Genomic DNA, 23,889 nt, shown 5'->3' with positions numbered 1-23,889 from the left:
AGGAGGTTTTTATGTTGAATATAGTCAATATTGCCTGGAAGGGAATTAAGACGGACTTCCGCGATATACGAACCTTGTTTTTTATGCTGGCTTTCCCGATTTTATTAATGCTCGTATTAGGAACAGCCTTGTCGAACACGTTTACGACTGGTCTACCGATGGAAGATATCCATGTGTTATATAAAGATACTTCGAACAGTGAAAACTTTCAGTTCTTTATAACTGAGACCGAAAAATCAGGTATTCATTATAAGGAAGCTATAGAAAATCAAGATGGTGAAAAAGCAGTAAAGCAAATGAAGTACGATGGATATGTGGAAGTGAAAGAAGACGGAATTCAGCTGTTTTTAAACAATGCTAGCAGTATTGAAGGAAATATCCTTCAAGGAATGCTTTCCTCCTATGTAGGTCAATCCAATATTGCTGCAGAAATCATCAAGACAGCTCCTGATAAGGTAGAAAGTGCCTTCACACGTGAGCAGCCAAATGATTTTATCAAAGAAACTTCACTACTTCCTGATAAACAGCCAGGTTCGATGGATTACTATGCGATTGTGACAACAACGATGATTATTCTTTATGGGGCGATGGGGTCAAGCTCATTAATAGTGAGTGAACGAGTGAGAAAGACCGGGAATCGTCTCATTGTTTCGCCGGTAAGAAAAAGTGAAATCTTTATCGGAAAAGTGCTGGGCAGCCTCGTTGTTAATAGTGTCTGTATTATCCTTGTCATTTCGTTTAGCAAGCTCTTTTTTAATGCCAATTGGGGTGACAATCTTGGATTGGTTTCTCTTGTTTTGTTGACAGAAATTGTGTTTGCGGTGAGCATGGGAATTGGCGTAAGCTTCCTAACGAAAACAAGTGCTGCTCCGACCATTTTTATTATGTTATTTGCACAGTTATCGTCATTCTTTGGAGGTGCTTATTATAAAATTGAGAACCCAGAAGGAATTTTTAAGTTTATTACCGAACTCTCGCCGCTAACCTGGATGAATACAGCAATCACCAAAATCATTTATGCGAATGACTTTACTGCAGCCATTCCTGCAATCACCATCAATCTTACTGGGTCACTGTTGTTTTTACTCGTGGCTATTATCTCTTTGCAAAGAAGGGAGGGGCTATAATGAAGGATATCCTCTGGCTGATTCAAAATACACTTCAGGTAACATTTCGAAAAAAGAAAAACATTATTATGTATCTTTGTTTGCCGTTAATTGGAATTTTTATTTCCCTCCTTGTATATGCTGGTAATCATCAAGTAGTCCTTCATGTTGGAATTGTAAATCAAGACAAGAACGAAATCACTTCGGATACGATCGAATTTTTAAAGAGTTTAGAGAATGTGGAGATTTCCAAGATTGAAGTGGAAGATGTTCAAGAAAACATTTCATCCGGTAAACTGGACAGTGTTATTACCTTTGAAAAAGGGTATTCAGAAAGTGTTTTAAAGGGGGAGCCTGGCCATATAGAAATCACCTCTATCAAGGGTGCCGCCATTACCGGGTACGTGAAATCCTATTTACATCAATACATCAATAATATCGCAACCATTAGTTTTGCAGCAGAGGGGAACCAACAAACCTTTGAGCAGATGTATAAGGATTATCAACAATCAAATTTCAAGTTGTCCACTCAATTTTTAGAAGATACAACAAAAAACAAGAACATGACTAATCAAACAATCGGTTTTTTGATTATGATTATGCTGTTGTCCGCATGTAGTATGTCGGAAATCATTCTTTTGGAAAAAGAAAACCGAACCTATTTCCGCTTACTATCGACTCCAATTAATGCGAGAAAATACCTAATCTCAAATGTCATCGTGAACATGATTATCATGACCATTCAGGTTTTGATCACTTTAACGATTATGAAAAACATCTTTCATATCGGCATTAACATTTCATTTTGGGAAGCAGCATTTGTCATGTTCTTATTCTCCTTGGTTGCTGTGGGGTTATCGTTAGTGATTATCTCTTTTTCAAACAGTCGCAGTGCAGCAAGTGCATTACAAAATCTTATCATCACACCAACCGTTATGCTCTCTGGCTGCTTTTGGCCAGTTGAAGTGATGCCAGCATCTTTGCAAAAAATAGCAGATTTCCTCCCGCAGCACTGGACCTTAGATACGTTAACAAAACTCCAGGAAGGAAACGCATTTAGTGGTTTATTAATAAATTTCATGATATTATTCGCCTTTGCACTCGCTTTTTTCTTAATTGCAGTTTACCGATTTAGCAGGAAAAATACGACACAGAATTTTGTGTGAAAAGTTACGCTCATAAAGCGAACAGTGTCTGTTACTGTTCGCTATTTTTCTGATATTTTTATTGAAAATTAAACACGTTCCCTCTATACTTAAGTTAAGTTAAATATTTAGTTTTATAAAATATTAAACGAATTTTAAGATAAAAGGGGAAAGGGGTTTTCAGTGATGACAGATTCATTGGGACGGGAAGCTCATCATAATAACGAAGAAGCGGATTTTACCTATCACAAAAAGTCAGGTTATATAGGATTTATTTGGGCGATGGTGTTTGTTATGGTGGTGGAATCAGTGGGAGTTTCATTTCTTCTTTATAAATGGAGTCCAATCTTACACTGGCTGCATTTAATCCTATCCATATCCGTAATACTATTCCTTCTAGTTGATTTACGTGCGGTCACCAAGAATCCCATCCTGTTAAAAAATAATGAGCTTTACTTAAAAATTGGTGTTCGTCCAAGTGTAATGCTGAATATTAATGATATTAAAGAGATAAGGAACGGAAACCTTCACTATAACGATGACAGAAAGAAAAAGGAAATTCTCGACTTATCGTTAATTGGATTAGATGAACCAACATTTGAACTAGTTTTATATACTCCTATTGAAAATAAACTGTTGATTGGTAAGAGTAGTTCGATTAATAGAATATTTTTCAGTGTAGATGAAAAAGAGGAATTTACAAATTTGATAAAAAAAGGAATGAAAGAGCGGTGACAATAGAGGGAAGGGGTTTGAAAAAACAAACCCCTTAGGTATTTAGACAAATATAAGTCTTAATGCTCCAATAAGTGCAAAGGATAGAATAAGAGTTTGAAAGGCCTTTTGCGGTATGAGAGGAACCACTTTAATTCCAATAAGTGCTCCTATTAATATAGTAGGAATCAACCACATATTAAACGTAATGGAATCATAGGTAATTAATCCTAATGAAATATAAAATGGTACTTTAATCAAATTAACACACATAAAGAACCAGGCTCCTGTACCAACAAACTCCTTTTTCGGCAAGCCTTTCATTAATAAATAGACCGCCATTACGCCACCTGCAGCATTTCCTATCATGGTAGTAAAGCCTGCCAAAATCCCCATTGATACTGTGAACCATACTGATTTAGGTAACGCGTTGTTAAACTTTTCTCCAAATCTCTCGCGGCTTATATGCAAGATAACCAGTGCTAATACGATTACGCCAATCAAGGGTTTTAACTGATCACTGTTTATTTGGTCAAGGACAAAATAACCGATAATTATGCCCATTAATACCCATGGAATCAGAGAAATGAGATATTTCCACACAACACTTCGACGATAAAAAATAACGGCAAATAAATCCCCGACAACGAGCATTGGCAAAAGGATCCCTATGGATTGCTTTGCGGGAAAAACATACATTAATATCGTAGCAACCAGTATGCCCATGCTAGATACACCTGTTTTTGTAAAACCAATAAAGACAGTACTTAAAATAACGATAATCCATTCTAGATAGGAAAGTTCAAAAATGATGTCCACCTCAATTTGATGTTTGATAATGTACTTATTTTAGTACAAATAAGATTTAAATTCTATATATTTTGACAAGTAATCTTTGCCTTAAAGCCCTGGCGTGAAGAAACGTAGTATTCACAGGAATAATGTCCATAAATACCGATTCGATATATTCTTCGTAGTAATACCAACGTTTTTTCATCTTGACTTTCATTTTTACAAGCTTAAACCTGTTTTTTAAAAGTATTTTATGGTTTGAACAAAATTGTGAATATCCTTAATGCGATGAGAAATGGAATACTCCCTGAAGTCAGACCGTTGACAACACTAGAATCATGTTATATATTTATAACATAAAGAGAGAAATACATAACACGCTGTAGAAGGAAGGTAGTTACATGTGTTAGAAACCAAAATTAGAGAATTTAGAGCAAAACATAATATGAAACAGGAAACATTAGCTAGTTTGGTGGGTGTAAGAAGAGAAACCATAGGTCACCTTGAACGTGGAAATTATAATCCTTCGCTTAAATTAGCGTGGGACATAGCCAAAATTTTTAACGTTCCCATTGAAGAACTTTTTAAATATATAGAGGAGGAATAGAAATGGATGAAAGAAGTCAGAAGTTTATTGCTAAGGGGATGGCAATAACACTAGGTCTAGTGTATCTGTATCTTATCGTTTCGTGTATTTGGAAGTATACCAGTACGAAGGATATTACGAATAGTACAATGGAAATTATCTTGATCGTCATGATTCCTGTATCGATTGGATGGTTTGCACGTAAGGATGAAAGCTTACTAATACCCAAAATGGTAACAGGCGAACATATACCGACAGGATCGGATCACCAATCCAAGAATAGAAGGAAGAGATATTATTTTTGGGATTCACTCGGTTTAGCAATTGTGTTTTTAATCCTCAACATTATCGGGACTTTGTTTATAGAAAAAGATTGGCAGCATCTACTTTTGTTCCCACAATGGAGTGGAAAAATGAACATTCTTGTTACACTCTCCATGGAATTCATTATCAGTATTATTGTGTTTTATACCATCAGTTACATATGGGATGAATGGAATGTTAAAAGATACAATCGAAAACTAGATGAATTGGAGAATTACGATGAATAAATATGAACAAGAATTAAGTAAAGTTACTCCAAAAGGTGCAAAAGTTTATGAACTTATCCAAGAAGATATCAATAGCCGCAGTGGTCAAATCTTTGATTTCCTATTAGAGGGAATATTGGCGATTCGTAAAGCATTAATTGGGTTGAAGACAAGGGATGCATATTATTTGGTTATCAATGAGGGAAAATCTGAACTCGTACAAATCCAACGTAATTTAAATATAGTACAGCAAGATGTGACAAATGCTGTACAAGAAGCATCAAATAAAAAATCTTTTAAATATGAAGGAAAGAGATACAAATTGTATCGAAAGATTAGATAAATACAGAATTCCAAGATGCAAAATTTTACAATTTAGTGTTTTTCAGCAAAACAATATGGTTTGATAATTGAGAGGAAGAACATTTATGGTAAAACGATTTCCTATAATTGAAACAGGAAGATTAATTTTAAGAGAAGTAACGTCAACGGATTCGACGAATATGCTTACCTATTTATCGGATGAAATGGTTATGAAACATATGGGGTTAGTCCCTTTTCAAACTGAAGACGACGTTTTGGATGAAATTAGCTGGTATCAATCTATATTCGAAGAAGGTACAGGTATTAGATGGGGAATTACCTTAAAGGAATCCAGTGAGGTGATCGGAAGTTGTGGTTTTCTTAATAGGCTTTCCAAACATCATCGAGCAGATGTTGGGTATGAACTAAGCAAAGAATATTGGGGGAGAGGCATAGCGAGCGAAGCATTGGAAGCTGTTGTTATGTATGGCTTTCAACACTTTCAGTTAGAAAGAATTCAGGCTTTAATCGAACCAAATAATCTCCCATCACAAAAATTAGTAGAAAAAATAGGATTTGAAAGAGAAGGATTACTGCGACATTATGAATTTACATGTGGAAAATTCGATGATTTAATTATGTACTCCATCTTAAAAGAAAATCTTGATCTTATTTAAATAAACATATATACATATTCTACATTGCACCACACCAAAAAGAGCTAAGTAAATATACTTAACTCTTTTTTAGTCTTTTAATTTTGTTTCATTTCTTTTTAAATTTACTGCCAGTACTCTTTGAACGAAGCTTTGCCATCATATCATCCACTTTCTGTTGTTCAGAAAGGGTAGTTTGCTCATTCAATTTCATAGATATAATACGATCATTTTCAATGATAAGGTCAAAATAAGATTCTTCATGGCTTCCTGCCGGTAATTCTGCTTTTGGGATAATGAATTCTTTTTTGAGTTCGTCAACTAAAATAACCGCAAATTGATTATCTTCGATTCTGTCTAAAAAACCTTTAATGATCCTAACCCCCTATGCATGCAAGTCCTTGCGATTTAATATCTGCAATTCTAGCTGGACCAATTCCGCTAATTCGTCCTAAATCATCAATTGACGTAAAAGGTCGTAAGTCGACTAAATCATTCGCACGAGCTACACCAATATGAATGATTTCCTGCAGTTGTTCAACAGTTGCAGTATTGATGTCAATACAACTGCCAATAATCGTCGTCGGCGGCTGTTCCTCTTTAGTAGTTTCTTTGGGTGTGTTTCCGCTGCTAGATGGAGTAATGGTTCCATCTTTTTTTGTTAAAACCTTATAGTCTTTTCCATCCGTAGTCACGAGGATTGTCCCGTGAACATCGGTGCCGTAAAGCTGTATGTTTGAATTCTTAACGAGATTGACCACTTCTTCATGAGGATGACCATATAAATTGTCTTTACCAGCGCTGTAAATAGCAACAGCCGGATTCACTTCACGTAGAAAAGTAGGGTGCGTTGAAGTAGAGGATCCGTGATGGCCTAGTTTTAAAATATCTGCTTTTACATCAATGCCGCTTTGAAGCATGTTTAATTCATCGTCCGTGGTGGCATCACCGGTAAAAATAAAGACAACTTCTCCATAGGTTACTTTTAATGAAATTGATTCTTCATTATCATGTTCACTAATCGTTTTTGGATAAAGGACATCCATCTTTAGTGGTCCGATTTCAAATTCTTCACCCATTCTAGGTTCATGGTAATCGACCTGCTTTGAATCAATGGCACCTAAAAGTCTTTGGAAGGTTTGTGATGGATTCGTGTTCCCTGATAACCAAATCTCACCCACATTAAAGGTGTTAATCACTTTATCCAGCTGTCCAATGTGATCAGCATCGGGATGGGTACCAATCGCAATATCAATCTGTGATACATGTTGCGATTTTAGGTAATTTACCACTTCATCTCCTTTCCAATTACCTGCGTCGATAAGAATTGTAAAGTCCTCGCCATCCTCTGAAAATTGAAGTAAAGTCGAATCACCTTGGCCAACATCTATGTAATGGACCTTTAGCTCCGATAAATCTGTAGGAACCACTTTACTTTCTTCATTACTTTGAGTTTCTTCTTTCTCCGCTGGCAGTGACTTTTCTATAATCTGTTCTTGTCGCTCCACTAAATCGGTTTTTTTAGGTTTAACCGAATCCTGTCCACAACCAGTTATAAGTAAAATGGTGATGAACCAAAATAAAGCAAAAAGGTAACGTTTCTGCATTCAAATCCTCCTTTTCACTAATTAGCTTAACATAAATCAACCTTTTTCAGACAATTCAGGTTTGAGTTCAATTATTTCAGATTTAAACCGAAAGAGCAGTCATGTATACATAATTTTAGAAAAACTCTTCATTTCTATCTAGTAAAGTATTTTTTTCCATATAAATCCTAAAATATATATTATATTATAGTAATAATAGACTTAAACTAGGATGATGACCATTGGATTCAACAATGAAAAAAATAATAGAAGCAAGCTATTTAACAGCGGATTCAGCGGCACACTATCGAACCATTCTCCGCTATTTTTACCATCAACACGAGAGAATGAGAGATTTTATTGCACCGGAAGAATTATTGGAATATATGTGTTCCATTCCAAGCTTTGCAGATTATCAAGAGGAACAGCTTCATCAACAATTAGCACAGCTAGTAAAATGGAATAATTTAATCGCAAGGCAAGATATGACCAACGCTAAAACGATTGAAGAATACAAAAAGAAACGTTTTCGCTATCAATGTACACCTTACACAGTAGAAATTGAGAGAATGCTTGTACAGCTTGAAAAGTTAGGCGATACCTTTCAAGGGTCATTGGAACGTTCCCAGTTTGATCGATTATCCCAGGCTTTAAACACTCTGCAAAAAGAACTTGAAAATGATTTGAATAAATCGGCGGAAGAATACATGCGGATTTGGGAAGATGTGTTTCGCTTTTTTCAAACAATCCGGACAAGTACAGCCGATTATATTGCTTATATTAATAGTGAACAAACAGATCAACGAATGCAGACAGAGGCATTTCTTGTCTATAAAAATCAGTTTACTACCTATTTACGAGACTTTATCGTTTCCTTGCAAAAAACATCGCTGCAAATCCAGCATTTGTTGACGGAATTACCCTCAGCACGCTTGCAGAAATATTTTCAAAAATTAATCGAGCACCGCGGAGCGATTCCCCGCCTCGAGGACGTTTCCTCGTCTATCACTGACTGGTTAACCGAATATGAGGAATATTGGTTTTCACTAAGGCAGTGGTTTCTTGGGTCAACTAGTCAACAAAGTGAACTTGATATCCTCCAGTGGCAGACCAATGAAATGATTCGAAGGATGACACGATACGTACAGCGAATAGGAGAGAGGCAGCAGCATTTTCGCAGCCGAAAAAAGGACTACCTCCAACTATCCCAATGGTTTACAGAATGCCGGGATATTGAAGAAGCTCATAAACTATCAGCTGTTGTGTTTGGCTCGATGACCATTCAGCATTTACAGTTGGCAGAAGCAACGACCGAGAATCTTCATGTTGATACCTGGGATGAGGCACCGGCAGAATTAACCATTAAACCAAGGACGGTTCGCTATCGGGAAAAAACGAAACCGGGTTCCTTTAATTCGAATGAATCGAAGAAAAAAGAACAGCGAGAGCACTATCTAAAGGAACGTGAACAAGAGAAAAGGTTAATAGAAAAATATATAAACCAAGGAAAAATCACTCTTTCTTCGCTTTCCACCGTCGAACCATTCATCAGAAAAGTGTTATTAAGCTGGATTGGAAAATCAATGGCCAATAAACATCGTGTAGTTAAGACTGATTATGGATTACATGTAAAGGTAATTCTGGATCATGAGAGACAAATCGAGTTAAAAGCAGAAGACGGAAAAATAGTAATGCCAGACGCTACATTCGTGTTTGAGGAGACTAGGTGATTATATGGAGCAAACACAATTATTTGATGAAAAAGCGATTCAGGGAATGGACATATTGTTTCATCATTACTGGATTTTACGTGCGGAACAACCGGATTGGTACCAACTGATTCGTGAAAGAGAGAAGGTACTCAGACGCTACATGAATGAAAAGTTTGGTTTGCGTCTAATCGTCCACCAACATTTTATTAAATTGGAAAAAATCCCGGTTGAGCCCGAGGCATGGATGGGAATACAAGATTTTCAAGAGCCGATGGATTATGCGATTTTTTGCTGTGCCCTTTCTTTTTTGGAAGGGAAAGCAGTGGATGAACAGTTCCTTCTTTCAGAACTATGCCAGGAGATTCAGGCAGATTATCCGGGAGATTTTCCGCTTGACTGGACCCTATACACCCATCGAAAATCCTTGATTAGAGCCGTAAAAATCCTAATGGAATTTCAGCTGATCATGACAATCGACGGTGATATCAGTCGCTTTGACCAAAATGAAGAACAGGAAGTTTTGTATGAAGCTACAACATACAGCCGTTATTTTATGAGAACCTATTCAGATGACTTTTCAAAGTATCAACATTGGAGGGAATTAGTAAAAGAAGACTGGAAATTGAATCAGGAAGATGAACGGCGGAAACGGGTTTATCGTAAGCTTTTCTTTTCATCTGGTTTGCATCGGAGAGATCAGCAAGACCCTGATTTCCTCTATATCCGAAACTATCGCAACCGTTTAGCGGAAGATATCGAAAAACATAGTGATTATAAACTACATGTCTATAAAAATACTGCTTTTTTGTCGATAGCAGAGCCAAAGCAGTATCAACAGATTTTCCCAAATACAAAGGCATCTACAGACATCATCCTTCAGTTATCAAAGTATATTCATGGACAGCCAGAACGTTTTAAGGCGAATGAGAATGGTGAAATCCTTATGACAGAGGGTGAGTTTGAACAAGTGATGGATGATTTGCGCGAGCAATATGGTAATGGCTGGGCGAAGTATTTTCGAGATATGAGTACAAGTGGAACCCGAACCGAGCTGCTTCGGGCTATGAAGGATTGGATGATGGTGGAAGTGGATTCCGAAACTTCTCTGATTCGGATAAAGTCATTAGTAGGTGTCATGGCAGGAGACTATCCAAGTGATTTTCAAACAGGAGGAACAGAAAAATGACAGAAGCAAAATGGGTGATGAACCGAGCGGGATTATTAAATTTTTGGTATTACGATGATGAAATTTTCCATTTTTCTAATGGAAAACTTCTCCTTCGAGGAACAAACGGCTCGGGGAAATCGGTGACCATGCAGAGCTTTCTGCCAGTTTTATTAGATGGGAAAAAATCACCTGACCGCCTCGATCCGTTTGGTTCAAAAGCTCGCAGAATGGAAGATTATCTGCTTGGAGAAAAAGAGGTAGTCGATCGTGACGAGCGCACTGGCTATTTATTTATGGAATATAAAAAAGCAGGAGTCGAACGCTACATTACTACAGGTATAGGGATGCAGGCAAAAAGAAATAAGGGAATCAAATCTTGGTACTTTATCATAACGGATAACCGGAGAATCGGTCATGATTTCGAACTAGCCCATTCTCAGCTCGGAGATCGTGTGCCATTTTCTGCGAAAGAATTGGAAAACCGTATCGGTGATGGTGGATATGTTGTTCATTCACAGCGGGAATATATGGAGCTCGTTAATAAATATATATTTGGCTTCCAATCAAATGAAGCCTATGAAGACTTGATTAAGCTATTAATTCAATTGCGAAGTCCTAAATTATCAAAGGATTTTAAACCAACAGTCATTTATGAGATTTTAGAATCAGCCTTACCCCCTTTAACAGACGATGAATTACGACATTTATCGGATACGATTGAGAGTATGGATCAAACTCAGCAGCAGCTTGAACAGTTAGAGCGGGAGTTTTCCTCTAGCAGCAGATTGGTGAATCAATATCATTTGTACAATCAATTTATTTTGACGGAACGGACAGTGAAGTGGCAGGAAGCTTTAAAAAGGTCCACTGAGGCTGCTCGGATAGTAAATGAATTAACAACTTGGAGCGAAAAGCTTGGACTGGAAATAAACCAACAAATCGAACAGAAACAGCAATTTATCCAGCAAAAAGAGGTTGCTGTAGAAGAAAAAAAACGGCTGGAAAAACATGAAGTCTGGAATCTTGAGGAGGAAAGACGTAAGAAAATAGAAACTACAAAAACATTGGTAGATGAAATTGCCTCCTTACAACGGAAATGGGATCATAAAAATGGACAATACAACACTTATTGGCAGGAACGAGAGAAAAGTCATAACGAGATTAGACAACATGAAAGTGGTATGGAGGATTTACTTGAGGAACTGCAATATGATGCAGAAGAGTCAGCCTTTTCGCAGCATGAAGTAAATGTCCAAGATTTTGAACGTCATGGGCATGAGGATTTTGATTTTTCAATCTGGATTCAGGAGATTGGGCGTCATGAACAACGACTTACCCAATTAAAAGAATTAGCGGATGACGAGAATCGTCTAGTGGAAGAGCATAACCGATTCCAGCGCCAATCCTCTGATAAAAAGAAACAAGTGGATGAATTGCGAAAGAGTCTAGATCATTTGGTTGATTGGTTTACGGAAGAAAAGCAAAAGCTGGAGAGCCAAGTATTTACATGGATGGAGTCGCATAAGGAGCTTGATTTTTCCAATGAGAGCCGTCAAGAAATTGCCCGGTTGATAGAAGGATTATATGAAGAAAATCGCTACGAACGTGTAAGGGAAAAACTCTTTGCGGGAATTAACGATTATATTACAGATACCCGTACGAAGAAAGAACTAACGTTAGCAGTGAAAGACGATAAAAAGTCAGAATTGGAGAAAGCCCATACAGAACTCCATTACTGGAAAACGTTGAAAATGCCAAATCCTGAGTGTGCCAAGGATACAGAAGTATTCCGAGAGCAGTTGAAGGTCGAAGGACAAAATTTCATTCCGTTTTATGCAGCAGTAGAATTCCTAGATCATGTCACAGAAGAACAGAAAGAACGAATAGAGGCAGCATTAAAACAAACGGGAATATTGGACAGCTTAATCACTGATAAGTCATTGAATCCTACACATGATCGGGTATTTAGACCGGAGCCGCAACTTCTAGGATATACCTTAGCCGATTATTTGCGACCTGATTTAGAGAATGATAGTCAGATTTCAAATAAACTGGTGGATGAAGTATTACGAAGTATCCCACTGGAACAGGAAGGCACTGGTTTTCATGTGGATGTGGATGGGTCATACTCACTTGGTTGTATAGTTGGACATGCTCCAAATGAAGGTCCATCAAAATATATTGGCCGCTCCTCCCGCAAGCGTTACCAGCAGGAAAAAATTATGGAGTGTGAAGAACTGCTTGAGCAGATCCAATTAGCTGTAGATGAACTAAACGTTCAATTGTTTCAATATGAGGATAATCTTCGACAGGCAGAAGAATGGAAACAGACCATGCCGACAGATTCCGTATTAAGTGATGTTTTCGGCCAAATTGAAAGTACTGGACACAAATTAGAGGCGGAGAAAAATATTCTTAACCAACTGGATGAACAATGGAAAATGGTATATGAACAGCTTAAGGCTGTTAAACTGCGACTCCACCAAGAAGGGAGTCAGCTAAATCTAACGCTAACAAAAGATGTCTTAGGGCAAGCTTTAGTCTCAGCTAAAAATTATCTTAAACATGTCTATAGCTTTAAGGAATTGTTTCAAAAGTGCATTTTCGCTCAACAAAGAACAAAGGAATTAAGCTATCGAATAGAAGAAATGGAAGTGGAACTGGACGAGCTTAAAGGCGAGCAAAACATCAAGGATTCACAGCGCAGAAAAGAACAAGCGGAAATAGAGTCTATTGAGCAGCAGTTAAAGTTAAAAGGCATTGATGAAGTTAGACTTCGCATTCAACAGGTACAACAGCAGCTTGAAGATGTAGAAGTGGGTATCAATCATCTGCTAGAAACCATTCCTAAAAATGAAGCGAAACAAGAAACGTGTCAAAAGGAATTAGGTGCAGCCGAAACGAGCGCTGAATTCTGGTCCAATATGGTGGATGAATGGGAACAGATGGTAAAAGCTGAGATTACCCGTGGTTTTGTTGAAATCGGCGAGATGGATTCAGCAAAAATTATCAAACAGCTCGAGCATGTACTAGGAAAGTACGATCGTTCCAAACTGAATGAGCAGCTGACAAGGGTGTTCATCAATGAACAGGTATATTTAACTGAATACCGGATGTTTGAATACCCAGAAGATACCAATCGTCCAGAGTGGTTTTCAAAGGACTGGGGCGATTATTATGAGCCATTTATAAACGAGTGGAACCAGCTTCAGAGCCGCCGCTTGATTCTAATGGAATATAAAGGTCAGCGGGTGAGCCCTTATTTTGTCTACACATCTTTAGAAAAAGAGCAGGAAGATCAAAAAGGCTGGCTAGATGAACAAGACCGTCGACTCTATGAAGATATTATTGTCAATACCGTTGGTGTTATTTTAAGAAATCGAATAAAGCGTGCTGAAAAATGGGTGAACGAGATGGACAAAATCATGGAAAGCCGTGATAACTCATCTGGCCTCACATTCTCGATTGCCTGGAAACCATTAACAGCAGAATCTGAGCAAGAATTAGACACGAAAGATTTAGTCAAGCTGCTCCAGCGGAATAGTAAATTTTTAAATGAAGATGATTTAAATGCCATTACCAAACATTTCCAATCAAGAATTGAAAAAGCGAAGGAATTGATTCAATTACGGAATGAAGGATCGACCCTTCATCAAGTGTTAAAGGAAGTGTTAGATTATCGAAAATGGTTTACCTTTGTCCTTTCCTACAAACGTGTAAACGAACCAAAACGAGAATTAACGAACAACGCTTTCTTTAAATTTAGCGGCGGGGAAAAGGCAATGGCGATGTATATTCCACTATTTACTGCTGCCTATTCACGCTATAAGGAAGCTGGAGAAATGGCACCGTATGTCATTTCACTCGATGAAGCCTTTGCAGGTGTCGATGAAAATAATATCCGGGATATGTTTGAAGTAGTAGAACAACTGGGCTTTAATTATATTATGAACTCGCAAGCATTGTGGGGAGATTATGACACCATCTCCAGTCTCTCGATTTGTGAGTTAGTTCGACCAAAGAATGCAGATTTCGTAACGGTGATTCGCTACCAATGGGATGGGAAACAAAGGATATTTATTATCGATGAGCAGCCTGTTGAGGAGCTGGTACCAAATGAGTAACAAAGTACAGGTGTTTCGAGACGAACCTGGTTTTATTAAGTTATTTACTTTATTTAAGGAAAAATATCGTTCACTGGGAAGAGTTGGCGGTACTGTAAGTATACAATTCTTCTCAATAAAGGAAGTAGAATCGATTGCCGGTTTTTTTGGACAGTCTGCAGAAGACATCTTTGAAAAAGGAAAGGTATCATTACTTTCCTTTGAAAAACAATTATCAAGGACCGGGTTTCCAGACTGGACACTTATTGAACTGTTGGAAGAAATACTAGAAGAACCCATCCTTACGAAAAGTATTGAAAAAGGCTTGGAAAACGAGAAAGAAAGGAACTTTTTCCAAGAGTTATTGGCAGCGTGTCCTCAAGGAAGCTGGTGGTGGGACTGGATTGAGTCGAGGCCACCAGATTCACGATGGATCTGGTCTCTGTACAAGCAGGATTCAATCGAATTACTGGAAAAACTAAAGACTGTTTTTAGTGCGTTTCAAGATCTTTCTTTTCATAATAAAAAGTATGAAAGACTGCCGCTATTTGCACAAAGAACAACAGGAAACCCTCATTTTTTTGATTCTAATCTAGTGACAGGAAAATTGCTCATCAATTGTATGCAGGTAGATCAACAACTTAAAGGTCTTCGTGAGCCCGGGATGCCGAAAACAACTGAAGAACTAAACGATTTGCTTAGCAGCTATGGTTTGATGAGGGATGATTTATGGAGTTTTGTTTCCTGTCGCGGGTTCCTTGCAAAAGGTGAAATGGGGATTCACCCAGTTTGGAAGGCAGCCGCTGAGATAGGTACCGTGTTAAACGTACCATTTAAAGAATTGCTGAAGCTAAAAAGCATTTGGCCTGAAAGTGGGAGAAAAGTTTGGGTGGTTGAAAATTCAAGTGTATGCTCTACCATTGTGGATGAGGTCCCTCGAGCACCTGTGATCTGTACCCATGGACAGCTGCGAACTGCGAGTTGGATGATGTTGGATTTACTAGTTGAATCGGGGTACCAGCTATTTTATTCAGGAGACTTCGATCCTGAGGGAATTTTAATAGCCCAACGATTAAAAGATCGTTACCAAGATCTTGTTACTGTTTGGAGAATGGACGCGGATTCTTATGAAAAGGTTATTTCAGAGGAAGACATTTCTAGCAGACTTTCAAAAGTGGATTCAGTAACCTCACCAGAACTTGTTGAAGTCGTAAATGCAATACGATTAAGAAAAAAAGCTGGTTATCAAGAAGGTTTAATAACGGACCTTGTTCGTGATATAGAAAGTGAGTTTAAAACTTATATGGTACCGGGTACTTTAGAAAAAAATAAGTAAAATTAGAGAAGGATGGTAGATATGAATCGAAATAATGTTCGTTGGGGCATCATTGGTTGTGGTGATGTGACAGAAGTAAAGAGCGGTCCAGCATTCCAAAAAATTACTAACTCTGAGTTAGTAGCTGTTATGCGGAGAACGGGGGAACTTGCGAAAGATTATGCGGAACGGCATCATGTTCCAAAATGGTACGATAATGGGGATGAACTGATTAATGATCCTGAAGTAGATGCTGTTTATATTGCGACACCTCCAGGGTCCCATAAAGAATATACCATCAAGGCAGCTCAGGCAGGAAAACCTGTTTATGTAGAAAAGCCAATGGCTCTTAATTTCTCTGAATGCCAAGAGATGATTGCTGCCTGTGAACAGGCAGGGGTTCCATTATTTGTTGCTTACTACCGTAGGGCGCAGCAGAGATTTTTAAAAATAAAAGAGCTATTGGAAGAGGGGGCAGTTGGAGATATACGTTTCGTTTCTACCACACAGTATCAAAAAGCTACTGATGATGTCCTTGATTCTCAAAAGCTTCCATGGAGAGTTCAACCCGAATTAGCCGGTGGAGGACTGTTTTTTGACTTAGCCAGCCATGCGCTCGATTTATTAGATTTTTTACTGGGACCTATACAGTCTGTCCAAGGTTTTGCTTCGAATCAAGCAGGTTATTATCGTGCGGAAGATATCGTAACAGGTACATATGTATTTGAATCAGGTATCCATGGTTTGGGAAATTGGTGTTTTAGTGCTTTTGAAGATGTGGATGTAAATGAAATTGTCGGCAGTAAAGGGAAAATTACCTTTTCAACCTTTGGAGACGAACCAGTTGTGTTAAAGAATGAAGCTGGAACAGAGGAATTTAATTTCGAGCGGCCACAACATGTCCATCAACCTCTTGTGGAAACGGTAGTTGCTGAATTAACAACTGGTAACTTTAAGTGTCCAAGTACTGGTATATCAGGGGCAAGAACAAATTGGGTGATGGGTGAAATGGTGAAGAAATATTACGGATTGTAATCGATTTTGAACAAAATGGGTTACATCTGATGGGCTGTAGTGACCGAAATTTGTTTTTCAGAAGGGTTTGGGTCATTCCAGCAGGTCTGCAGTGACCCAAAGATGTTTTTCAAAAGGGTTTGGGTCAATCCAGCAGGTCTGCAATGACCCAAAGATGTTTTTCAAAAGGGTTTGGGTCATTCCAGTGGGTCTGCAGTGACCGAAAGTTATTTTCCAAAAGGGTTTGGGTCATTCCAACAGGTCTGCAGTGACCGAAAGTTGTTTTCGGAAAGGGTTTGGGTCAATCCAGCAGGTCTTCAGTGACCGAAGGTTGTTTTCAGAACGGGCTTCGGTCTTTCCAGCTGAAGTTGCTAATAATTTACAGAATCCCTCCTCATCCGATAAGATAGATAAGAAGCTGATACTGTTTGAGAGGAGTACCGAAAGACAATGTTATATCTATTTGCTTTTTTTGGTTTAGTTGCAATTGCCATCATTCTATTTGTGAGCTTGCACCCAACATTTGGTGTTAGCCCAAATAAATATGATCGAGAGACCTATAGTAATTTCACGAATTTTGCCAATGGGAAATTTGTGAATCAAAGCCCTACAGATATGAAAATGAGTTTCTCAACAATTGTGTCATTATTGAAGGACTCTATTAGTGGAAAGAAAGACCGTAAACCAAGTAGTCCGATTCCCGTTTCATTTGATTGGAACACCATACGAGGTGAAAAAGACAGTTTGACTTGGTTTGGACATTCAACCTTCTTCCTTCATTTAGATAAGAAAAAAATACTGATTGACCCGATGTTTGGTTCGTCTCCATCGCCGGTTTCGATAATAGGCAGCAAGAGGTATAGTGAAGATTTGTTATATGTAATTGAAAAGCTGCCGCTAATCGATGCGGTTTTTATTACACACGACCACTATGATCATTTAGACTATCCTTCTATTCTAAGATTAAAAGACAGAGTAAGCCATTTCTTTGTTCCAATCGGTGTAAGTGCCCATTTACAGAGGTGGGGAGTAGCTACTGAGAAAATCACCGAATTAAATTGGTGGGACGAAATCGAGTGGAAGGGTTTAAAGATTGCAGCGGTTCCATCACAACATTTTTCAGGGAGAGGAATGTTCAACCGAGACTCTACCCTATGGATGGGCTGGGTGATTTTAGGAAAAAAGCAAAGATTATACACCAGTGGCGATGGCGGGTATGGACCACACTTCAAAGAGATTGGGGAAAAATACGGTCCTTTTGATCTTACATTAATTGAAGGTGGGCAATACGATAAGCGATGGGAATCCATTCATATGAAACCGGAAGATTCCATCCAGGCACACCTCGATGTCAGAGGTAAAAACATGATGCTGATTCATTGGGGTGCGTTTACACTGGCTTACCATTCATGGACCGACCCTGTGGAAAGAGCAGTAAGGACGGCTAAGGAAAAAGATGTAAGCTTAATTGCTCCCAAAATCGGTGAAACGGTCCTTTTAAACGGAACGATACCAACTCATGTACCTTGGTGGAAATAAGGGATAAATACACGAAATTTCAATTGGGATATTTCGTGTTTTTTTGTTGCCAAAGAAAGGGCTACTATTACACGTTAGTTCTATTTATTCATATTATCCGTATGATAGTAGTGATTAGAACTGGAGGAGGATACATAAATGAAAGCGATTGTGTACACAAAGTATGGTCCCCCCGACGTACTGCAATTGAAAGAGGTAGAAAAACCTACTCCAAAGGAAAATGAAATACTGGTAAAAATTATAGCAACAACAGTAACCGTCGCAGATATTCGAGCACGGAGTTTTACAGTTCCTCCTGTTTTTTGGCTGCCCGCCCGAATAACACTTGGTCTCAGACAACCAAAAAAAGAGATTTTAGGGATGGAGTTAGCTGGAGAAGTGGAGTCAGTAGGAAAAGATGTCAAAAGGTTTAAGGAGGGGGATCAAGTTTTTGCAGCATCGCTAATGGGTTTTGGTGCATATGCCGAATATAAGTGTCTGCCTGAAGATGGACCCGTAACCCTTAAACCCTCCAATGTCACCTTTGAGGAAGCCGCTGCCATTCCAATTGGTGCACGAACAGCTTTGTATTTTCTTAGGAAAGCAAACATTCAGAGCGGGCAAAAGCTTCTTGTCTATGGGGCTTCAGGAAGTGTAGGTAGTTATGCCGTACAGATTGCCAAGTATTTTGGAGCAACCGTCACAGGGGTATGCAGTACCTCAAATATAGAATTGGTAAAGTCTCTTGGCGCCGACAAGGTAATTGATTATACCAGAGATAATTTCTCTGATTCAGGCGAGTCCTATGATGTGATTTTTGAAGCGGTAAATAAGAGTTCGTTCTCAGCTTGTATGAAATTGTTAAAGAAGGACGGTACCTATATCAATTGCACGGAACCGCTACCAGATGCTAAAATGCTTTGGACACAATTGACAAGCAGTAAAAAACTAGTTTTGAGTAGAAATTCACCTGAAACTTCAGAGGCACTGAACTTCCTTAAAGAACTAGTTGAGACGGGGAAGTTAAAGGTGGTCATTGACCGATCCTATGCGTTTGATGAGATCGTGGAAGCTCATAGATATGTCGAGAAAGGACACAAGAAGGGAAATGTCGTTATAAATGTGGAACAAAACAATAAATCTTAATATGGAAAGGTAAACCCTGTAACGTATGGCTAGATTAGTCGGGAGTTACAGGGTTCTTTTTTATATCAAGAACAAGTATTATTGAATAGTTGAATGCTAAAATGACTTTTGTGAGAAACTTTAGTGGTGTGAACAGTTAAGGATCTCATTTCGTAAAAAAAGAGGTGTCCATATGAATTTGGAAGTTACTAAAGAGGCTGCGGCTTGGTTTAAATCTGAGTTAGATCTAAAATCAGGTGATTTTGTTCAGTTTGTTGTGAAAATTTATGGAGGTATACCGACTCCCCATCCATCCTATTTTTTAGGGTTATCCGTTGGAAAAGAAGGTATGATCGCAATTAAAGATGTAGTGGAAGAGGTCACCTTTTACTTTGATGACCGGGACGCATGGTTTTTAGATAATTATGATTTAGCAGTTATTCAGAAAAATGACGATGTAGAATATATCTTCACACAGGTCTGAAATTTAAATAACATAAAAAAGTAGAAACAGAGCAAAATAGGAATATGCTCTTCATTTATGTCTTACTTTTCCTCGTTGCGGCAATTAAATGGGGTGGCTGGCGAAGATGGCGGGATTTTTATCCCACCATCTTATTCTTTATTGTTGGTGACCTTTTGAAAAATTTTTTACTTTATAATCATTGGTTGTGGACTTATAAAGAAACAATCGTTTTTGAAAACATATTTAGAAATCACACGATCATTAACATTATGATCATGTTTATTGGTTACCCCTCAACGATATTCCTTTACTTAGGACGCTTTCCAAAAACAAGATTAAAACAAGGATTGTGGGTGTCTTTTTGGGTATTTCTATATTCCATATTGGAATACATCAATCTCCACTTCTTACATTTAATAAGACATCATAATGGATGGAGTATGATGTGGTCAGTGTTATTTAATATTGTTATGTTTTTAATGCTTAGAATCCATTATAAAAACCCACTTATGGCGTGGGGCTTATCTCTTATATGGATTTTGTTTTTATTGATGATGTTCCCAATACCACTTGATAATATGAAATAGATGATATATATGTTTTTTATTTTGGAAAAAACGGTGAGTATGTATTAGTAAGCATAATGGGTCATAATAAAACTGGTGGTGCCTATATCATGAAAATGAAAAATACTCGTTGGCATCCTTGTGGAATAACTAATTTAACTTAAACGGGTGGTGAAAAAATGTCTAAAAATAAGAATAAGCAATTAAAATATAATAAAGCTATGCCTAAAACAGATGTGGAATTTGCGCATGATGGACTTGAAAAAGTAGCTCTAAAAGCCCAAGAAAAACAGGCTAACAAATAGACAGAAGGGGGCAGGTAACGTAACCTGTCCCCTTCCTAAAGACATAATAATCTATAAGATGTACTCTAAGTCCCAAGGTATAATTTAATCGTATTGAACTCGATCTTCTCCTTCAATGATTAACTCAAGTTCTGTAAAAAAGTTGAGTTCAAGCGGTGCAGGTAAGCGTTCAATAATTTCTCTAATTTCGTCTATGTTTTCTGCTTCTTCAATACTAGTTGGCGGTTGTTCTAAATGCTCATACCAAATCTTTAATTCGCTAATAAACTCATAAAAATGCCTCTCAAACCGTTCAGCACATTCTTCGCTATCATTTTCTGAAGCCTTCTTCATCATTTCCCAATCTTCAAGGCTAGTTTCCAATTTCTCTTTAACACGATTGACCACATAATCACTCCTTGTTTTAAGTATCATTGGGCGTATCAACTGTTAAATAGAGAATTCTAAAACATTCATACTTTGAAAAAAATAACTGCTGTGATATTGAGTATACTTAATCAACCCATTTAAGACAAAGGTTACGCTTATTGAAGGATTGACTCTGAATTAAAAGAGAAAATGATTGTTTGGTTAAGAAGCTGGAAGAAATGACAGGCAAATCTCGATAAGACCGAAATGCTGGTAAAATAGCTGTATTAATTTCTAACGATGAAGTACGTATGAGGTGCGTTTCTTCAAAGGAGGAAAGGTAAAAATCTTTGCATTTAAGCTCGGGTAATTAATTTTCTGAAATTGGTTGGGTAAAAGAAGGGGATAAAAACAATTTTTCTGTGGAAAATACTCCTGTTAAATACTAATTGGGAGTGTGTGTATGGAACAATCACTATATGAAAAAGTTGGTGGAGAAGAAGCGATTTCAAAAGTTGTGGACTATTTTTACTCTGAGTTGGTTCTTAAGGATGATACAGTTAATCATTTTTTTGAAGAAACGGATATGGTGAAACAACGCCGTCATCAGGCAAAATTTATTAGTTTCGCCTTAGGTGGTCCTAATCAATATTCAGGTCAATCTATGGCAAAAGCTCACGAAGGAATGAATCTCCAACCAGAGCATTTTAATGCGATTGTAAAGCATCTACACGAAGCACTTGCTCACTTTGGAGTGAACGAATCAGACATTGATACAGCCCTAACTAAAGTAGCATCACTAAGAGACGATATATTGTATCAATAACGGTTTTCAGTTTGAGGAACCTAGAAGAGCTGCCGTTAACTAGCAGCTTTTTCTTTTTGAATATAGTAATTTTAATAATATGAATTTACAATTTTAAATAATATCGGATTTAAATAACTGAGGGGAAACAAGAGCCTGAGTTTACGAATTAAATAAGTGGATGGTCATTTTTTAGATAAATTGGATGGTTCATAATGGTTCCAGTTGCGTTATTATATAATTGTGAAGAGTTTCTATTAGAATTTTAAAACTTTAAAGGCAATTATACGAGGTGCAGCATGGAAATCTTGATTGGTTTGGTTATTTTGATATTAATTTTTTCGGTGGTTTCAACATTGTTCATAACTGGGAAACCTGACAAAAACTATACCGGTTCGACCAAAAGAAATACTACTAACTTGACTCTAATATACGTAGTAATTATTTTCTTAGCTTTAGTTTCATTGGGGATTTACATTTGGATGACTTAGTGTATTAACTGAAAAAAGACTGTCTAATAACAAATCAGACGGTCTTTTTGCTCTATGTAAATTTCTATTAGCTAGAAACAAAGGTAAGCGCCTCAGCAAACCTTTTTATTCCTTCATTGATTATTTCTTCATTCTCCCTTGCAAAGGTAAAACGGACATAGCCCTTTTCGGTCCCCAATGTTGTTCCAGGAACATAAATGACTCCTCTTTTAATGGATTCCTCTAGTAATTGGATTTCATTAAACTCCCTTTTTATCCGGCACCACAAATGAATTCCACCCTGTGGTATATAAAATTCTACTTGATTCTCTAAAAATGCGTTCAAACTTGCCACCATTTGATTTCTACGAATTTCTAATTCCTTTACTAATTTCTTCATATGAACTTCGAAATCAGTTGATTCTAAAAAATCGTTTGCAATCCATTGGGAGTAACTTGCATGTCCAAAGTCGACTTGTTGTTTGGCATCTGATAATCTTTCGATTACCGCTCTTGGTCCGATAATCCATCCAATCCTCAAGCCAGATGCAACGATTTTTGTCAAGGAACTTATATATAAAACATTCCCGTAATTATCTAATGATTTAAGAGTTTGAATTTTTTCACCTGTAAAAGAGGTTAGGCTGTACGGATCATCTTCCACCACAGGAATCCCGTATTCAGAAGATAGTTCCAGGATCTTTTTTCTACGTTCTATAGATATTATCGTTCCAGTGGGGTTTTGAAAAATAGGATTCAAAAAAATCATCCGAATTCTATGTTTTTTATATAAATCCGTAATATCGTTTGGATTCATTCCGTCCTTATCTGGCTTCAAATAATAGGTTTTAATTCCTGTTGATTTAAATATTGGCAGGTTAAAATGATAGGAAGGATTTTCAATTGCAACAGCGTCTCCAGGCTTTAGCAAACACTGCACGACAAGATGCAATGCCTGCTGTGCTCCCGATGTTATTAATATATTTGATGGGTTCGTTTCTATCCCTCGAAATTGTCTAACATGGTTCGTAAGATTTCCGCGGAAGATAGCATTACCTTGTGGATGGTCATATCCTAAGGTTCCTATAAAGGATCTGTTGGAAGTAATTTCTCTTAGTGAGATCATCGGAAAAAGATCCTGTGACAACTCCCCACTCGCTAAATTTATTAAATTATGCTCTGCCATTTCTTTATGGATTCTTTGGGTAACAGGTAAATTTGGAAGGAACGAGCCGGCCTCAATGTACCTATTCCAACTAGGAATACGTTTCTTGGCAATACCCCAAATATCCTTGCTGACGGTTGTTCCGCTCCCTCTATTTCTATCAATTAGTCCATTAGATTCCAATTCGTTGTAGGCGGCAATGACTGTGCTTCTGTTTACTCCAAGCTCCTTAGCCATACCCCTTTCAGAAGGTAAAGGCTTATCATGTGGAATACTTCCGTCAGCAATCCCATTTTCAATAAATATTGCTAGTTGTTTATAAATCGGTATTTTAGATTCTCTATCAGGTTTCCAATCCATTTGCTACATCCTTTGAATGAATTTAAGTCTC

Annotated in this window: 23 protein-coding genes; 18 read left to right on the top strand and 5 right to left on the bottom strand. The window is 37.7% G+C overall.

The genetic code is table 11. The annotated features are described in order from the left end of the window. The first annotated feature begins 14 nt into the window (after positions 1 to 14). The 3 genes from J2Y03_RS12140 (at position 15) to J2Y03_RS12130 (ending at position 2,986) form a co-directional block, all read left to right on the top strand. Positions 15 to 1,127: an ABC transporter permease gene (locus tag J2Y03_RS12140; RefSeq protein ID WP_310194414.1), complete on the top strand. Its 1,113-nt coding sequence runs from the start codon at positions 15 to 17 to the stop codon at positions 1,125 to 1,127. Further along, positions 1,127 to 2,272, top strand: a complete 1,146-nt coding sequence (locus tag J2Y03_RS12135) for an ABC transporter permease (RefSeq protein ID WP_132097250.1) — start codon at positions 1,127 to 1,129, stop codon at positions 2,270 to 2,272. Before J2Y03_RS12140 ends, J2Y03_RS12135 begins: the two co-directional genes overlap by 1 nt. Before the next feature lie 165 nt (positions 2,273 to 2,437). After that, positions 2,438 to 2,986, top strand: coding sequence for a hypothetical protein (locus tag J2Y03_RS12130; RefSeq protein ID WP_310194412.1), 549 nt, complete (start codon positions 2,438 to 2,440; stop codon positions 2,984 to 2,986). Between the two features lie 42 nt (positions 2,987 to 3,028). On the opposite strand, the gene J2Y03_RS12125 is transcribed toward J2Y03_RS12130, so the two are convergent. Continuing rightward, the gene (locus J2Y03_RS12125; protein WP_310194411.1) at positions 3,029 to 3,784 is read right to left on the bottom strand and encodes a sulfite exporter TauE/SafE family protein; all 756 of its coding nucleotides are present in this window, start codon (positions 3,782 to 3,784) and stop codon (positions 3,029 to 3,031) included. A 376-nt stretch (positions 3,785 to 4,160) separates the two neighbouring features. Between J2Y03_RS12125 and J2Y03_RS12120 the strand changes: the two genes are divergently transcribed. The 4 genes from J2Y03_RS12120 (at position 4,161) to J2Y03_RS12105 (ending at position 5,853) form a co-directional block, all read left to right on the top strand. Continuing rightward, a complete protein-coding gene (locus J2Y03_RS12120; protein WP_132097248.1) occupies positions 4,161 to 4,364 on the top strand; it encodes a helix-turn-helix transcriptional regulator in 204 nt (67 codons plus the stop codon). Between the two features lie 2 nt (positions 4,365 to 4,366). Further along, positions 4,367 to 4,894: a hypothetical protein gene (locus tag J2Y03_RS12115; protein WP_310194409.1), complete on the top strand. Its 528-nt coding sequence runs from the start codon at positions 4,367 to 4,369 to the stop codon at positions 4,892 to 4,894. Further along, positions 4,887 to 5,216, top strand: coding sequence for a hypothetical protein (locus J2Y03_RS12110; RefSeq protein ID WP_310194406.1), 330 nt, complete (start codon positions 4,887 to 4,889; stop codon positions 5,214 to 5,216). The genes J2Y03_RS12115 and J2Y03_RS12110 overlap by 8 nt, the downstream gene beginning before the upstream one ends. A gap of 85 nt (positions 5,217 to 5,301) precedes the next feature. Next, positions 5,302 to 5,853, top strand: coding sequence for a GNAT family N-acetyltransferase (locus J2Y03_RS12105; protein WP_310194404.1), 552 nt, complete (start codon positions 5,302 to 5,304; stop codon positions 5,851 to 5,853). 88 nt (positions 5,854 to 5,941) lie between these two features. Here the strand turns inward: J2Y03_RS12105 and J2Y03_RS12100 are convergent, their stop codons facing one another. Together J2Y03_RS12100 and J2Y03_RS12095 are read right to left on the bottom strand one after the other, a co-directional pair. Next, positions 5,942 to 6,184, bottom strand: coding sequence for a DUF3006 family protein (locus tag J2Y03_RS12100; protein WP_310194942.1), 243 nt, complete (start codon positions 6,182 to 6,184; stop codon positions 5,942 to 5,944). 25 nt (positions 6,185 to 6,209) lie between these two features. Continuing rightward, the gene (locus tag J2Y03_RS12095) at positions 6,210 to 7,439 is read right to left on the bottom strand and encodes an MBL fold metallo-hydrolase (protein ID WP_310194401.1); all 1,230 of its coding nucleotides are present in this window, start codon (positions 7,437 to 7,439) and stop codon (positions 6,210 to 6,212) included. Between the two features lie 221 nt (positions 7,440 to 7,660). Here J2Y03_RS12095 and J2Y03_RS12090 point away from each other — a divergent pair, with 221 nt between their 5' ends. From J2Y03_RS12090 to J2Y03_RS12045, 10 genes are all read left to right on the top strand, one after another. Continuing rightward, positions 7,661 to 9,148 carry a TIGR02677 family protein gene (locus J2Y03_RS12090; RefSeq protein ID WP_310194398.1) on the top strand — a complete coding sequence of 496 codons (1,488 nt, stop codon included), beginning with the start codon at positions 7,661 to 7,663 and terminating at the stop codon, positions 9,146 to 9,148. A 4-nt stretch (positions 9,149 to 9,152) separates the two neighbouring features. Continuing rightward, entirely contained in the window at positions 9,153 to 10,316 is a 1,164-nt protein-coding gene (locus J2Y03_RS12085; protein ID WP_310194395.1) for a TIGR02678 family protein, read from the top strand. Then, positions 10,313 to 14,422: a TIGR02680 family protein gene (locus J2Y03_RS12080; protein WP_310194394.1), complete on the top strand. Its 4,110-nt coding sequence runs from the start codon at positions 10,313 to 10,315 to the stop codon at positions 14,420 to 14,422. The genes J2Y03_RS12085 and J2Y03_RS12080 overlap by 4 nt, the downstream gene beginning before the upstream one ends. Continuing rightward, positions 14,415 to 15,737, top strand: a complete 1,323-nt coding sequence (locus J2Y03_RS12075) for a TIGR02679 family protein (RefSeq protein WP_310194392.1) — start codon at positions 14,415 to 14,417, stop codon at positions 15,735 to 15,737. Before J2Y03_RS12080 ends, J2Y03_RS12075 begins: the two co-directional genes overlap by 8 nt. Positions 15,738 to 15,758: 21 nt before the next feature. Further along, entirely contained in the window at positions 15,759 to 16,751 is a 993-nt protein-coding gene (locus J2Y03_RS12070; protein ID WP_310194389.1) for a Gfo/Idh/MocA family protein, read from the top strand. Between the two features lie 429 nt (positions 16,752 to 17,180). After that, positions 17,181 to 18,269, top strand: coding sequence for an MBL fold metallo-hydrolase (locus tag J2Y03_RS12065; RefSeq protein ID WP_310194387.1), 1,089 nt, complete (start codon positions 17,181 to 17,183; stop codon positions 18,267 to 18,269). A 138-nt stretch (positions 18,270 to 18,407) separates the two neighbouring features. Continuing rightward, complete coding sequence (locus tag J2Y03_RS12060; protein ID WP_310194385.1) at positions 18,408 to 19,394, top strand: NAD(P)-dependent alcohol dehydrogenase; 987 nt, start codon at positions 18,408 to 18,410, stop codon at positions 19,392 to 19,394. A gap of 172 nt (positions 19,395 to 19,566) precedes the next feature. Further along, entirely contained in the window at positions 19,567 to 19,857 is a 291-nt protein-coding gene (locus tag J2Y03_RS12055; protein ID WP_310194383.1) for a HesB/YadR/YfhF family protein, read from the top strand. 44 nt (positions 19,858 to 19,901) lie between these two features. Next, complete coding sequence (locus tag J2Y03_RS12050; protein WP_310194381.1) at positions 19,902 to 20,426, top strand: CBO0543 family protein; 525 nt, start codon at positions 19,902 to 19,904, stop codon at positions 20,424 to 20,426. 158 nt (positions 20,427 to 20,584) lie between these two features. Further along, positions 20,585 to 20,710, top strand: coding sequence for a hypothetical protein (locus tag J2Y03_RS12045; protein WP_310194379.1), 126 nt, complete (start codon positions 20,585 to 20,587; stop codon positions 20,708 to 20,710). Between the two features lie 84 nt (positions 20,711 to 20,794). Here the strand turns inward: J2Y03_RS12045 and J2Y03_RS12040 are convergent, their stop codons facing one another. Continuing rightward, positions 20,795 to 21,097: a hypothetical protein gene (locus J2Y03_RS12040; protein ID WP_132097240.1), complete on the bottom strand. Its 303-nt coding sequence runs from the start codon at positions 21,095 to 21,097 to the stop codon at positions 20,795 to 20,797. A 424-nt stretch (positions 21,098 to 21,521) separates the two neighbouring features. Here J2Y03_RS12040 and J2Y03_RS12035 point away from each other — a divergent pair, with 424 nt between their 5' ends. After that, the gene (locus tag J2Y03_RS12035; RefSeq protein WP_310194376.1) at positions 21,522 to 21,884 is read left to right on the top strand and encodes a group I truncated hemoglobin; all 363 of its coding nucleotides are present in this window, start codon (positions 21,522 to 21,524) and stop codon (positions 21,882 to 21,884) included. 537 nt (positions 21,885 to 22,421) lie between these two features. On the opposite strand, the gene J2Y03_RS12030 is transcribed toward J2Y03_RS12035, so the two are convergent. Beyond that, positions 22,422 to 23,858, bottom strand: a complete 1,437-nt coding sequence (locus J2Y03_RS12030; RefSeq protein WP_310194374.1) for an aminotransferase-like domain-containing protein — start codon at positions 23,856 to 23,858, stop codon at positions 22,422 to 22,424. Positions 23,859 to 23,889 lie beyond the last annotated feature (31 nt).

It is taken from the genome of Neobacillus niacini (assembly GCF_031457145.1).
Taxonomy (GTDB): Bacteria; Bacillota; Bacilli; order Bacillales; family Cytobacillaceae; genus Neobacillus; species Neobacillus niacini_J.
The sequence above is the reverse complement of the archived record's forward strand: the minus strand, read 5'-3'. Positions and strand labels throughout refer to the sequence as shown.

Coding starts and splice junctions, on each gene's coding strand:
- J2Y03_RS12110 (WP_310194406.1), top strand. CDS start 4,887: ATGAATAAATATGAACAAGAATTAAGTAAAGTTACTCCAAAAGGTGCA.
- J2Y03_RS12080 (WP_310194394.1), top strand. CDS start 10,313: ATGACAGAAGCAAAATGGGTGATGAACCGAGCGGGATTATTAAATTTT.
- J2Y03_RS12035 (WP_310194376.1), top strand. CDS start 21,522: ATGGAACAATCACTATATGAAAAAGTTGGTGGAGAAGAAGCGATTTCA.
- J2Y03_RS12130 (WP_310194412.1), top strand. CDS start 2,438: ATGACAGATTCATTGGGACGGGAAGCTCATCATAATAACGAAGAAGCG.
- J2Y03_RS12075 (WP_310194392.1), top strand. CDS start 14,415: ATGAGTAACAAAGTACAGGTGTTTCGAGACGAACCTGGTTTTATTAAG.
- J2Y03_RS12065 (WP_310194387.1), top strand. CDS start 17,181: ATGTTATATCTATTTGCTTTTTTTGGTTTAGTTGCAATTGCCATCATT.
- J2Y03_RS12045 (WP_310194379.1), top strand. CDS start 20,585: ATGTCTAAAAATAAGAATAAGCAATTAAAATATAATAAAGCTATGCCT.
- J2Y03_RS12050 (WP_310194381.1), top strand. CDS start 19,902: ATGCTCTTCATTTATGTCTTACTTTTCCTCGTTGCGGCAATTAAATGG.
- J2Y03_RS12060 (WP_310194385.1), top strand. CDS start 18,408: ATGAAAGCGATTGTGTACACAAAGTATGGTCCCCCCGACGTACTGCAA.
- J2Y03_RS12095 (WP_310194401.1), bottom strand. CDS start 7,439: ATGCAGAAACGTTACCTTTTTGCTTTATTTTGGTTCATCACCATTTTA.
- J2Y03_RS12135 (WP_132097250.1), top strand. CDS start 1,127: ATGAAGGATATCCTCTGGCTGATTCAAAATACACTTCAGGTAACATTT.
- J2Y03_RS12105 (WP_310194404.1), top strand. CDS start 5,302: ATGGTAAAACGATTTCCTATAATTGAAACAGGAAGATTAATTTTAAGA.
- J2Y03_RS12055 (WP_310194383.1), top strand. CDS start 19,567: ATGAATTTGGAAGTTACTAAAGAGGCTGCGGCTTGGTTTAAATCTGAG.
- J2Y03_RS12030 (WP_310194374.1), bottom strand. CDS start 23,858: ATGGATTGGAAACCTGATAGAGAATCTAAAATACCGATTTATAAACAA.
- J2Y03_RS12070 (WP_310194389.1), top strand. CDS start 15,759: ATGAATCGAAATAATGTTCGTTGGGGCATCATTGGTTGTGGTGATGTG.
- J2Y03_RS12115 (WP_310194409.1), top strand. CDS start 4,367: ATGGATGAAAGAAGTCAGAAGTTTATTGCTAAGGGGATGGCAATAACA.
- J2Y03_RS12085 (WP_310194395.1), top strand. CDS start 9,153: ATGGAGCAAACACAATTATTTGATGAAAAAGCGATTCAGGGAATGGAC.